We start from the raw sequence: 11,556 nt of genomic DNA, 5'->3' as shown, positions 1-11,556 counted from the left end.
CAGAAGTGAGGGCGGACCCCCCGATCGCGATCGGGGGGTCCGCCCTCACTTCTGCCCGACGCCTACGCCCGGCGCAGTGCGGAGCGGCCCGCGTAGCGCGCCTTGTCGCCCAGCTCCTCCTCGATGCGGATCAGCTGGTTGTACTTCGCCGTGCGGTCGGAGCGGGAGAGCGAGCCGGTCTTGATCTGGCCGCAGCCGGTGGCCACCGCCAGATCGGCGATGGTGGTGTCCTCGGTCTCGCCCGAGCGGTGCGACATCACGGCCGTCCAGCCGGCCCGGTGGGCGGTGGACACCGTGGCCAGGGCCTCGGTCAGGGTGCCGATCTGGTTCACCTTGATCAGGACCGAGTTGCCGGCGCCCGTGCGGATGCCCTCGCGCAGCAGCGTCTCGTTGGTGCAGAACAGGTCGTCGCCGGTGAGCTGGCAGCGGTCGCCGACGCGGGCGGTCAGCTCGCGCCAGCCGTCCCAGTCGTTCTCCGCCATCGGGTCCTCGACGGAGAGGATCGGGTAGGAGTCTATGAGCTTGACCAGGTAGTCGACGTTCTCGGAGGGGGTCCGGCGCACGCCCTCGCCCGCGTAGTCGTACACCCCGTCGCGGAAGAATTCCGAAGACGCGGGGTCCATGATCAGGCCGATGTCCGTGCCGGGGCGGTAGCCGGTGCGCTCGATGGCGGCCATCACGAAGTCCAGCGCTTCCTCGGCGGTGCGCAGCGCCGGGGCGAAGCCGCCCTCGTCGCCGACGCCCGTGGAGTGCCCGGCGGCCAGCAGGTCGCGGCGCAGGGTGTGGAAGACCTCGCTGCCCATGCGGACGGCCTCGGCGAAGGTGTCCGCGCCCACGGGCGCGATCATGAACTCCTGGAAGTCCAGCGGATTGTCGGCGTGGGCGCCGCCGTTGACGATGTTCATCATCGGCAGCGGCAGGAGGTGGGCGCCTTCGCCGCCGAGGTAGCGGTAGAGGGGCTGGCGGTGGGCCGCCGCAGCGGCCTTGGCGGCGGCGAGGGAGACGCCGAGGATCGCGTTGGCGCCGAGCCGGGACTTCGTGGCGGTGCCGTCGAGGGCGGCCAGCGCGGCGTCGAGGCCGGCCTGGTCCGCCGCGTCGCGGCCGCGGACGGACGCCGCGATCTCCCCGTTGACATGGGCCACCGCGCGGTCGACGCCCTTGCCGTGCCAGCGCGCGGAGTCCCCGTCGCGCAGTTCCACGGCCTCCCGGGCGCCGGTGGAGGCGCCGGAGGGGACGGCCGCGCGCCCCAGCGAACCGTCCGTCAGGACGACATCGACCTCGACCGTGGGGTTGCCCCGGCTGTCGATGATCCGGCGGGCGGTGACGTTCTCGATACCGGCGTTCACGGTCCCGACTGCCTGTGCGGACATGTGTGTTCCTCCCCGTTGTCACGTGCCGTGGCCCCGGCTGCGACAACGCTGGCGCTGAGCCCGACAACCCAAAACCCTACAGCAATGCTGCTCAGTTTTGCTGTACAGCATTGCTGCGCAGCAAAACTGTGCAGGTCAGGTGCACAGCTTTGCTGCTCAACGGGGTAAAGTGCCCTATGCCCACCTCGGAAGCCGCCGCCATCGCCGCCGAACTGCGCACCGCGATGGGCAAGCTCAGTCGACGCGTCAAACACGAGGACCGCATCCCGCTGGGCCAGGCCGCCGTGCTGGGTGCGCTCGACCGCGACGGCGCCATGACCACCAGCGACCTCGCCGCGGATCAGCGCGTACGCCCCCAGTCGATGGCCCGGGCGGTCGGGCTGCTCATGGAACAGAACCTGGTCACCCGCCGGGCGCACCCCACGGACGGCCGCAAGTCACTGGTCGAACTGTCGGACGCGGGCCGGGTCGCGCTCGAAGCGGAACGCGGCCGCAGGGCAGGCTGGCTCGCACAGGCCATCGAGGCCGAACTCGACGACGAGGAGCGGGCGTTGCTGGCCCGGACCGCCGCCCTGCTGGAGCGGCTCGCCACCCGCTAGCGCCACGACCGGCCGCCACGACACCGATGCGCGCGTGCCGCCTGCGGCCCGCCGGGCCACCTCAGCTCGCCGGCCCGATCCCCTTCGGGAGGGCGGCCACGGTGAGGGCTACGGCTTCCTCCGGCGTCTCGGTACGCGCGACCACCTCGCCGGCGTTCCACACCCCGTAGAAACCCTCGTCGTAGGGGTGGATGACGTACCCGACCCGGGTCTTCCAGGGCTCCTCGATGCGGGTGGAGAACCAGAGGTTGAAATGGCTGTTGACCGGCATCAGCCGGCGCAGCACCGGCTGGGCGTACGCCGCCGCCAGCAGCGCGTGGGCACGCGGGTGCCGGTCGGACGGCAGCATGTGGACCCGGTCGAGCTTGGTCAGCCACGTCAACTCGACGGCGCCGAAAGGCTCACGCTCGTGGACGAGGGCCCAGGGCCTGAACCGGATGAACGAGGCGCGCGCCCGGGTCTCCTCGAGCCCCGCGCCGTCCGTCCACGCCGCCGTCGCCCTGACGGCCTCGGCCAGGTCCGCGGTCCACCCGCAGGCCAGGCGCGTGCGGTTGGCCTGGAGGTTCACCTGGAAGGTCCGCCGGTCCTCGCCGGGCGGGCACACCATCACGCGCCGGCCGCCCGCCGCGTCGATGTACTCCGCGAGGCGGCCCCAGTTCTCGTCCGACTCGGGCAGAGCCAGCCCGAGTTCCTCGGCGGTCCGCCCCAACGCGGCCCGGAGGGCCCCGTCGTCGTCCCAGCCACCCTCGCCGTGCTCCGCCCCGATGCTCATCGCTCCAGTCTGCGCGATGCGCCCCGCCCGGGCCGTCCCTTTCGGATCTTGCCGGGCCCGCAAGATCCGAGGGGCGGGCCCTGGCTCAGTAGACGTGCCCGGCGTGTGCGAGCGCCTGCTTCAGCAGGACTCCGTGGCCGCCCGGCATCTCGCTCTGGACGGCTTCGGAGGCCGCCTCCTGCGGGCTGAACCAGACCAGGTCCAGCGCGTCCTGCCGGGGACGGCAGTCGCCGGTCACCGGGACGATGTAGGCGAGGGACACCGCGTGCTGGCGCGGGTCGTGGTAAGAGGTTATGCCCGCCGTGGGGAAGTACTCGGCGACCGTGAACGGCTGGAGCGAGGCGGGTACGCGGGGCAGGGCCACCGGGCCGAGGTCCTTCTCCAAGTGGCGCAGCAGCGCGTCGCGGACCCGCTCGTGGTGCAGGACGCGGCCGGACACCAGGGTCCGGCTGACCGTTCCGTCCGGACCGATGCGCAGCAGCAGCCCGATGCTGGTGACTTCGCCGCTGTCGTCCACGCGTACGGGCACGGCCGTCACGTAGAGGATCGGCATCCGGGCCCTGGCCATCTCCAGCTCGTCCGTGGACAGCCAGCCGGGCGTGGTCTCGGTCGTGTCGGTCGTGTCAGACATGGCTTGATCATACTTACCGGGTACGGCGACCGCAGGATCCGCAGGCCGGTTCGGATACGGGAGTTCGTGCCAATCCCGCTCTTTGGAGTGGCCCGCGTCCGGCAAGGGCGCAGTCTCCCGGCGGGGCCCGCCCGGACCGCGGATCAGAGGCTGGTGAGCAGATCGTCGAGCGGCGCCGGCACGCGGTCGGGGTCGAGGGCCTCGACGAGGACGCGGCCGTAGTGGATCTTGCGGCCCTTCTTCGTGCCGAGGAAGCGCCGCAACTGCTGGTGCGAGGTGCGGCCCTGCTGCGCGGGCTGGCGCTGGAAAGTCTGCAGGGCTCGGAAGTCGCCCTCCGCCCGGACGAGCTCCGTCACCTTCGTCACGCCCAGTGCGTGGATGAGCTCCTCCTCCAGATCCGCCGCGCAGACGAAGAAGTCCTGGTGCGCGGCCCTGGCCGCCTCCCAGGCGCGGGAGTAGTAGCCGAACTCCGCCTCGTCGCACAGTCCCGTGAGGCGAAGGCCCAGGCCGGGTCGGCCCAGGAGGCGGGTGAAGCGTCCGACGCTCATCGCGCCGCCCATCGGCAGGACGCAGATCCCTTCGGCCGCGAGGTTCCGGCCACGGCTCTCCGCCAGCGCGCCGACCGCGGCTGCATCGCTCGGCCCTTCGAGCAGGACGACGGTCCGGACGGGCAGCCGCTCGGCGAGCTCGCGCGCGGTATCGCCGGGTCCACCGGCCGCCCACGCGGTCACCGCTGCCCGAAAGCTCTCCATGTCGCTCATGCGACGAGTCTGCGCCCGTCGCGTCGGCGGCGGTAGGGAATTTCCGCTGCGGAGGCGATCAACGGCGATCAGCGGGGATCAGCGGGGATCAGCGGGGATCGGCGGGGATCAACAGGCGTACGCACCGCGGCGTACGGCAGATGGCCGACGGAACTTGTGGAGCGGCTTCCCGGTCAGCACGCTTGCTCCATGCTCTCACCCGCCCCCGGTCCGGCCCGGCCGTCCCTGAAGGCCCGGCCGGGCGGCTCCCGCCGGGCGCTGGTGGCGGGCTCCGTCGGCAACTTCATCGAGTGGTACGAGTTCGGTGTCTACGGCTACTTCGCCACCGTCATCGCGGCGCACTTCTTCACCCCCGAGGGCGGCGGCGCCGTCGAGGGGCTCGTCAAGACGTACGCGTCGTTCGCCCTCGCGTTCTTCTTCCGGCCCGTCGGGGCGGCGGTGTTCGGGCGGCTCGGGGACCGGATCGGACGGCGGCCGACGCTCGTCCTGGTCATCTGTCTGATGACCGGCGCCACGACGCTCATCGGCACGCTGCCGACGTACGGGTCCATCGGCGCGGCCGCGCCCTGCCTGCTGACGCTGCTGCGGATCGTGCAAGGGCTGTCGGCGGGCGGGGAGTTCGGCGGAGCGGTGTCGGTCATGACCGAGTTCGCGCCGCCGGGCCGTCGGGGCCGGTACGGGGCGTGGCAGTCGTTCACGGTCTCGCTCGGCCTGCTCGCGGGCGCCGGCGCGGCCGCGCTCCTGGCGACCGTACTGACCGCTGCGCAGCTGAACGCATGGGGCTGGCGGTTGCCCTTCCTGCTGACACTGCCGCTCGGGCTGGTCGCGCTGTGGCTGCGCCTGCGCCTGGACGAAACCCCCGCCTTCGCGTCGGCCGCCGGCGAGCGGGGCGAACCCGTACGGAGACCGCCCGCGGGCGAGACCGTCAGGGCCGTCGCGCTGGGCGCCGGGCGGGTGATGGGCTGGTCGGCGGCCGGCTACACCTTCCTGGTGGTCCTGCCGTCGTACCTCCAGAGCACGCTCGACGCCACGTTCCAGCAGGCGCTGCTCGCCACGGTCCTGGCCAACCTCGGGTTCGCGGCCTCGATCCTGCCCGCCGGCATCGTCAGCGACCGGATCGGGCGGCGGACGGTGATGCTGGCCGGAGCGCTGCTGGTCGCCGTGCTCGCGCTGCCGCTGCTGAACCTCGTACAGGACACCGGCGCGCCGGTGTACGCGAAGGGGGCGGCGCTCTTCTGCGCGGGGGCCGCCGTCGGACTGATGGCGGGACCCGGGCCCGCGATGCTGGCCGAGATGTTCCCGACCACGGTCCGCTACACGGGGCTCGGGCTGGCGTACGCGCTGTCCAACGCCGTGTTCTCGGGATGCGCGGGGCTGATCATCACCAAGGCCGTCGGGTGGACCGGGGACGCGGACGTTCCCGCCTACTACGCCGCGGCCGCCTGCGCGGTCAGCGGCGTCGCGCTGCTGACCCTGCGGGGCGACGACCATCTGCGAGCCCTGAGGTGAGCGCCCCGGGGGAGAGCGCCCTGAGGGTGATCGGGCTGATGTCGGGCACGTCGTACGACGCCATCGACGCGGCCGCGGCCGACCTCGCCCTCGACGGGGACACGCTGGTGCTCACGCCGCTGGGCATGATCGGCACGGCGTACGACGACGATCTGCGGGCGGATCTGGCCGGGGCGCTGCCGCCCGCGGCTACTGATCTGGCCGCGGTGTGCCGGCTCGACACGCGCATCGGGCGGGCCTTCGCCGCGGCGGCGCTGCGGGCCGATCTCGAACTGTGCGAAGGGCGCGCCGATTTGATCGCCTCGCACGGGCAGACCGTCTACCACTGGGCCGAGGCCGGCCGGGTGCGCGGCACGCTCCAGATCGGCGAGCCGGCCTGGATCGCCGAGGCCACCGGCCGCCCCGTCGTCTCCGGCTTCCGCACGCGGGACGTGGCCGCCGGGGGACAGGGCGCGCCCCTGGTGAGCGTCGTCGACGTCATGTGGCTGCGGGGGCGCCCGGGAGTTCCCGTGGCGCTCAACCTGGGCGGCATCGCGAACGTGACGGTGGTCCCGGACGGCGCGGGCGGCGAACCGCTGGCCTTCGACACCGGGCCCGCCAACGCACTGATCGACGCGGCCGTACGGGAGCTGGCGGGGCGCGGGCGCGGGGCCTCGGACGCGGCCGGCTCCATGGACGTGGACGGCGCGCTCGCGGCCCGCGGGAGCGTGTGCCCGAGCCTGCTGCGACGGCTGCTCGACGAGCCGTACTACGCCCTGCCCGCACCCAAGACCACGGGCAAGGAGCTCTTCCACCTGCCCTATCTGCGCGCGGCGCTGGACACGGTCCGGCCGCTTCCCGCCGAGGACGTCGTCGCCACCCTGACCCGGCTCACGGCCCGCACCGTCGCCGACGCCGTACGGCCCTTCGGGGCCACGGAGGTGATCGCGTCGGGCGGCGGAACCCGCAACCCGGTGCTGATGCGGTGGCTGCGGGAAGAACTGGAGGCGGGCGCGGGGGAGGGGCCGGGCGGAGGCGGCGTACCGCTGCGGACCTCGGACGAGCTGGGACTGCCGTCCGGCACGAAGGAGGCGTACGCCTTCGCCGTCCTGGGCTGGCTCACCGCTCACGGTCTGCCCGCGACCGTCCCCTCCTGCACCGGCGCCCGGCACGCGAGCGTCCTCGGCTCGCTCACGCCCGGAGGAACCGGCCTGCGGCTGCCGGAGCCGCTGAAGAAGGCGCCCACCCGACTGATCATCCGCCCCACGAGCACCCCCGGCCACATGCGCCCCCGCTGAGCGGCCCGATCCGCACCCCCTGTGCGCGGCCCACGGCGGGCAGGGGTCCCGGAGCGGACCCGGGCGATCGAACATACGATGGGCGGGAACCGGGGCGCGGGCGGCTCGCCGCGCCGCCATTCCGGGCCGCTCGGGGCGGGAGACGCATGGCAGAGGCAGCCGACACAGCGCGGATCGTCATCCTCACCGTGGACGACGACCCGGGAGTGTCCCGTGCCATCGCCCGTGACCTGCGGCGCCGCTACGGCTCCGGGTACCGGATCGTGCGCGCCGAGTCCGGGGAATCCGCGCTGGAGGCGCTGCGCGAGCTGAAGCTGCGGGGCGACCTGGTGGCCGTGATCCTCGCCGACTACCGCATGCCGCAGATGAACGGCATCGAGTTCCTCGAACAGGCCCTGAGCGTGTACCCGGGCGCACGGCGCGTGCTGCTGACCGCGTACGCCGACACCAACGCGGCGATCGACGCGATCAACGTCGTCGACCTCGACCATTACCTGCTCAAGCCGTGGGACCCGCCGGAGGAGAAGCTCTACCCGGTCCTGGACGACCTCCTCGCCGCCTGGCGCACCAGCGACCACCGGCCCGTACCCGCCACCAAGGTCGTCGGGCACCGCTGGTCGGCACGCTCGTCGAGCGTCCGGGAGTTCCTGGCCCGCAACCAGGTCCCGTACCGCTGGTACTCCTGCGACGAGCCGGAGGGGCAGCGACTGCTGCGGGCGGCCGGAGCCGACGGACACCGGCTGCCCGTGGTGATCGCCCCCGGGGGAACCGTGCTGATCGAGCCCGACGCCCCCGAGCTGGCCGCCCACGTGGGGCTCGCCACGACACCGACCGCCGACTTCTACGATCTCGTCGTCATCGGCGGCGGCCCCGCCGGGCTCGGCGCGGCCCTGTACGGGGCCTCCGAGGGCCTGCGAACCGTACTGGTCGAGCGGTCGGCGACCGGCGGACAGGCCGGGCAGAGCTCCCGCATCGAGAACTACCTCGGATTCCCGGACGGCGTGTCGGGTGCGCAGCTCACCGAACGCGCCCGCCGCCAGGCCGGCCGGTTCGGAGCCGAGATCCTCACCGCGCGCGAGGTCACGGGCCTGGAGGTCAACGGAGCGGCGCGCGTCGTCCGCTTCTCCGACGGCTCGGCGGTCGCCGCGCACAGCGTCATCCTGGCCACCGGGGTCTCGTACCGGCAGCTGCGCGCGCCGGGCTGCGACGACCTGACCGGCCGCGGCGTGTACTACGGCTCCTCGCTCACCGAGGCCTCCTCCTGCCTGGAGCAGGACGTGTACATCGTCGGCGGCGCGAACTCCGCCGGGCAGGCGGCCATGTACCTGGCGCGCGGCGCGAAGTCGGTGACGCTGGTGGTGCGCGGGGAGTCCCTGACGGCGTCGATGTCGTACTACCTGATCCAGCAGATCGAGGAGGCGCCGAACATCACGGTGCGGACCCGTACCGTCGTCGAGGAGGCGCACGGCGAGGGCCACCTCGAGCAGCTCACGCTGCGCGACGTGGACACCGGCGCGACCGAACTCGTCGACACCCAGTGGATGTTCGTCTTCATCGGCGCGGCCCCGCTGACCGACTGGCTGGACGGTACGGTCCTGCGCGACGAGCACGGCTTCATCCTGGCCGGGCCGGACCTCACCCCCGACGGGCGGCCGCCGGCCGAGTGGGAGCTGGACCGGCCGCCCTACCACCTGGAGACCAACGTTCCCGGCGTGTTCGTGGCCGGCGACGCGCGCGCCCAGTCGGCGAAGCGCGTCGCCTCCGCCGTCGGAGAGGGAGCCATGGCCGTGATGCTCGTCCACCGGTACCTGGAGCAGTCGTGAGCGGGCAGGTCATGCCCTGCAGCCCGCAGGAGATCGGCTCCCTGTTCCTCTTCGAGAAGCTCACCGCGGAGCAGCTCGGGCGACTGTGTGCCGAGGGGCGGGTGGAGCGCTTCGAAGCCGGTCCCGTCTACACCGAGGGCGCCCCGGCGACCTGCTTCTACGTGATGATCGAGGGCACCGTCGTCCTGTCGCGCCGGGTCGGTGCCGACGACGTGGAGGTGGCCCGGACCTCGCAGCGCGGGGTGTACTCCGGGGCCATGCAGGCCTACCTGGGCGACCGGGTGCCGCAGACGTACAACAACTCGATGCGGGTGACCGAGCGGACCCGGTTCTTCGTCCTGCCCGCGGAATCCTTCGCGGACATCATGCGGGAGTGGTTCCCGATGGCCGCGCACCTGCTGGAGGGCCTCTTCTTCGGCTCGCGGAGCAGCCAGCAGGTCATCGGACAGCGCGAACGGCTCCTCGCCCTCGGGTCGTTGTCCGCCGGGCTCACCCACGAGCTGAACAACCCGGCCGCGGCGGCCGTCCGGGCCACCGCGACGCTGCGCGAACGCGTCGGCAAGATGCGGCACAAGCTGGCGCACATCTCGCAGGGCAACTACTCGCGCGAGGCGATCGCCGACCTCATCGAGATCCAGGAGCGCACCGTCGAACGCGTCGCCAAGGCGACGGCGCTGAGCCCCCTGGAGGCGTCCGACCGGGAGGACGAGCTCGCCGACTGGCTCGATGACCACGGCATCCCGGAGGGCTGGCGGATCGCACCGACCTTCGTCCAGGCCGGACTGGACACGGACTGGCTCGACCAGGTCGCGGCGACCGTGGACGAGGACATCCTGCCGGGGGCCATCGGCTGGCTCAACTACACCGTCGAGACCGAGCTGTTGATGGACGAGATCGACGATTCCACCAACCGCATCTCCCACCTCGTGGACGCCGCCAAGCAGTACTCGCAGCTCGACCGGGCCCCGTACCGGGTGGTCGACGTCCACGAGCTCCTCGACAGCACCCTGCTGATGCTCTCCGGAAAGATCGGCCGCAGGGTCCGGGTGGTCAAGGAGTACGACCGCTCCGTGCCGGACGTGCCCGCGTACCCGGCGGAGCTCAACCAGGTGTGGACCAACCTCATCGACAACGCCGTCTTCGCCATCGGGAGCACGGGCGGTGACGGCACGCTGACCGTCCGCACGGCACGGGAGGGGGACCGGCTGCTCGTGGAGTTCCGGGACACCGGGCCCGGCATCCCGGCTGACATCCGCAGCCGCATCTTCGACCCCTTCTTCACCACCAAACCGGTCGGCGAGGGCACCGGGCTCGGCCTGGACATCTCCTGGCGGATCGTGGTCAGCAAGCACCACGGCAGCCTCCAGGTCGAGTCCGTGCCCGGCGACACCCGCTTCCAGGTGCTGCTGCCGCTGACCGTTCCGGACACGGAGGAGCCCGTATGAGCGCCATAGAGGGAATCGACCCGAGCGTCCCGCCGAGCGGCACCGGCTGCGTCGAGTGCGACGCGTCGGGCGGCTGGTGGTTCCACCTGCGGCGATGCGCCCAGTGCGGCCACATCGGCTGCTGCGACTCCTCTCCCGCCCAGCACGCCACCGCCCACTGGAACGCCACCGGCCATCCCCTGGTGCAGAGCTTCGAACCGGGGGAGGAGTGGTTCTGGGACTACGCCGGCGACGCGCTGTACGAGGCCGGACCCGTGCTGACGCCGCCGGGCGGCCACCCGGCCGACCAGCCGGTCCCGGGTCCGTCCGGCCGCGTCCCGCTCGACTGGGCGAGCCTCCTGCACGGCTGAACCGCCCGAGCCGGCTCCGCCGCTCGTCACACCCTGGCCCGCCCGGCGTCTCCCGCGCCGCGGCGGGCTTTGCCGTGCCGTCCTTTTACCTGCCCGTTCAGGGTCCGTCAAGTCCCGAATGTCCGGAACGTGACCGGGGTGTGCCCCCCGGGGCTTACTTGTGGAGCGGGACAGGAAAGGGAACGAAAGCCCCTCCAGGGAATTCCTCCTCACTCCGGAAGAACCGCATCGTCCCGAATTTCCGGGCACTCAAATATTCCGCTGAAAACGGTAGGAGAAAGTCATGAACCTCAAGACTCGCACCAACAACGTCGTTCGCCCCACCCGCCGCGGTTTCCGCCTGGCGACCCTGGTTGCCTCGGCGGCCATGGTCGGAGGGGGAATCCTGCTTCCGGCCTCGATGGCGACGGCGGCTCCGGCCCCCGCCCACGTGGCTACGGCCTTCCCGGCCGGCGGTGGAGCCGGAGGCGACGGCGGTGAAGGTGGCGGCGGCCTCGTCGGCGGCGGCGGCGGCTCCGGCGGCTCCGGTGGCGGCAGCGTCACGGGCGTCGGCGGCAACGGCGGCAACGGCGGCAAGGGTGGCAACGGCATCCTCTCCGGCGGTGGCGGCGGCGGTGGCGGCGGCGGCGGCGAAGGCGTGGTCGGCGGAAACGGCGGTAAGGGCGGCGACGGCGGCACCGGCATCTTCGGCGGCAACGCCGGCAACGGCGGTGGCGGCGGTGACGGCACCCTGATCGGCGGAAACGGCGGCAAGGGTGGCAAGGGCGGCAACGGCATCCTCCAGGGCGGCAACGGCGGCAAGGGTGGGAAGGGCGGCTTCGGCGGCCTCTTCGGTGGCCTGGGCGGCGGCGGTGGCGCCGGAGGCAGCAGCATCTTCTGATCGCCCCATCCGGTTCGACGGGGTGGAGGCCCGCTGAGGCCTCCACCCCACCCCCCCCCCCGGAACCCCCGGGTGGTTATAACAAAAACCCACCCCCCCGGAATCCTGGGGGCGCGGTTTTCCGCGTTTGGGGTTGATA

11 protein-coding genes are annotated in these 11,556 nt (G+C 72.5%); 7 read left to right on the top strand and 4 right to left on the bottom strand.

All coding sequences use genetic code 11. The annotated features are described in order from the left end of the window. Positions 1 to 62: 62 nt before the first annotated feature. Positions 63 to 1,370 (bottom strand): phosphopyruvate hydratase, encoded by a 1,308-nt coding sequence (gene eno, locus ACWGDE_RS29430; RefSeq protein WP_453392067.1) that lies wholly within the window; start codon positions 1,368 to 1,370, stop codon positions 63 to 65. A gap of 176 nt (positions 1,371 to 1,546) precedes the next feature. On the opposite strand from eno, the gene ACWGDE_RS29425 reads away from it, so the two are divergent. Next, positions 1,547 to 1,969 carry a MarR family winged helix-turn-helix transcriptional regulator gene (locus ACWGDE_RS29425; protein ID WP_453392066.1) on the top strand — a complete coding sequence of 141 codons (423 nt, stop codon included), beginning with the start codon at positions 1,547 to 1,549 and terminating at the stop codon, positions 1,967 to 1,969. Between the two features lie 61 nt (positions 1,970 to 2,030). Here the strand turns inward: ACWGDE_RS29425 and ACWGDE_RS29420 are convergent, their stop codons facing one another. From ACWGDE_RS29420 to ACWGDE_RS29410, 3 genes are all read right to left on the bottom strand, one after another. Continuing rightward, a complete protein-coding gene (locus tag ACWGDE_RS29420) occupies positions 2,031 to 2,741 on the bottom strand; it encodes a DUF6193 family natural product biosynthesis protein (RefSeq protein ID WP_453392065.1) in 711 nt (236 codons plus the stop codon). Between the two features lie 85 nt (positions 2,742 to 2,826). Then, the gene (locus ACWGDE_RS29415; protein ID WP_453392064.1) at positions 2,827 to 3,372 is read right to left on the bottom strand and encodes an NUDIX hydrolase family protein; all 546 of its coding nucleotides are present in this window, start codon (positions 3,370 to 3,372) and stop codon (positions 2,827 to 2,829) included. A 143-nt stretch (positions 3,373 to 3,515) separates the two neighbouring features. Further along, on the bottom strand, positions 3,516 to 4,133 hold the full coding sequence (locus ACWGDE_RS29410; RefSeq protein ID WP_453392063.1) for a TOPRIM nucleotidyl transferase/hydrolase domain-containing protein: 618 nt from the start codon (positions 4,131 to 4,133) through the stop codon (positions 3,516 to 3,518). Positions 4,134 to 4,322: 189 nt separating this feature from the next. Here ACWGDE_RS29410 and ACWGDE_RS29405 point away from each other — a divergent pair, with 189 nt between their 5' ends. The 6 genes from ACWGDE_RS29405 (at position 4,323) to ACWGDE_RS29380 (ending at position 11,417) form a co-directional block, all read left to right on the top strand. Next, a complete protein-coding gene (locus tag ACWGDE_RS29405; RefSeq protein ID WP_453392062.1) occupies positions 4,323 to 5,642 on the top strand; it encodes an MFS transporter in 1,320 nt (439 codons plus the stop codon). A gap of 20 nt (positions 5,643 to 5,662) precedes the next feature. Then, positions 5,663 to 6,919, top strand: coding sequence for an anhydro-N-acetylmuramic acid kinase (locus ACWGDE_RS29400; RefSeq protein WP_453392068.1), 1,257 nt, complete (start codon positions 5,663 to 5,665; stop codon positions 6,917 to 6,919). 146 nt (positions 6,920 to 7,065) lie between these two features. Further along, on the top strand, positions 7,066 to 8,742 hold the full coding sequence (locus tag ACWGDE_RS29395) for an FAD-dependent oxidoreductase (protein ID WP_453392061.1): 1,677 nt from the start codon (positions 7,066 to 7,068) through the stop codon (positions 8,740 to 8,742). Then, a complete protein-coding gene (locus tag ACWGDE_RS29390; RefSeq protein ID WP_453392060.1) occupies positions 8,739 to 10,187 on the top strand; it encodes an ATP-binding protein in 1,449 nt (482 codons plus the stop codon). The genes ACWGDE_RS29395 and ACWGDE_RS29390 overlap by 4 nt, the downstream gene beginning before the upstream one ends. Beyond that, positions 10,184 to 10,537 (top strand): UBP-type zinc finger domain-containing protein, encoded by a 354-nt coding sequence (locus ACWGDE_RS29385; protein ID WP_453392059.1) that lies wholly within the window; start codon positions 10,184 to 10,186, stop codon positions 10,535 to 10,537. Before ACWGDE_RS29390 ends, ACWGDE_RS29385 begins: the two co-directional genes overlap by 4 nt. Before the next feature lie 283 nt (positions 10,538 to 10,820). Then, complete coding sequence (locus ACWGDE_RS29380) at positions 10,821 to 11,417, top strand: hypothetical protein (protein WP_453392058.1); 597 nt, start codon at positions 10,821 to 10,823, stop codon at positions 11,415 to 11,417. Positions 11,418 to 11,556: the final 139 nt, after the last annotated feature.

The organism is Streptomyces sp. NPDC054956 (assembly GCF_053609185.1).
This window is presented reverse-complemented; position numbering and strand designations above follow the sequence as displayed.

Coding starts and splice junctions, on each gene's coding strand:
- eno (WP_453392067.1), bottom strand. CDS start 1,370: ATGTCCGCACAGGCAGTCGGGACCGTGAACGCCGGTATCGAGAACGTC.
- ACWGDE_RS29425 (WP_453392066.1), top strand. CDS start 1,547: ATGCCCACCTCGGAAGCCGCCGCCATCGCCGCCGAACTGCGCACCGCG.
- ACWGDE_RS29420 (WP_453392065.1), bottom strand. CDS start 2,741: ATGAGCATCGGGGCGGAGCACGGCGAGGGTGGCTGGGACGACGACGGG.
- ACWGDE_RS29415 (WP_453392064.1), bottom strand. CDS start 3,372: ATGTCTGACACGACCGACACGACCGAGACCACGCCCGGCTGGCTGTCC.
- ACWGDE_RS29410 (WP_453392063.1), bottom strand. CDS start 4,133: ATGAGCGACATGGAGAGCTTTCGGGCAGCGGTGACCGCGTGGGCGGCC.
- ACWGDE_RS29405 (WP_453392062.1), top strand. CDS start 4,323: ATGCTCTCACCCGCCCCCGGTCCGGCCCGGCCGTCCCTGAAGGCCCGG.
- ACWGDE_RS29395 (WP_453392061.1), top strand. CDS start 7,066: ATGGCAGAGGCAGCCGACACAGCGCGGATCGTCATCCTCACCGTGGAC.
- ACWGDE_RS29385 (WP_453392059.1), top strand. CDS start 10,184: ATGAGCGCCATAGAGGGAATCGACCCGAGCGTCCCGCCGAGCGGCACC.
- ACWGDE_RS29380 (WP_453392058.1), top strand. CDS start 10,821: ATGAACCTCAAGACTCGCACCAACAACGTCGTTCGCCCCACCCGCCGC.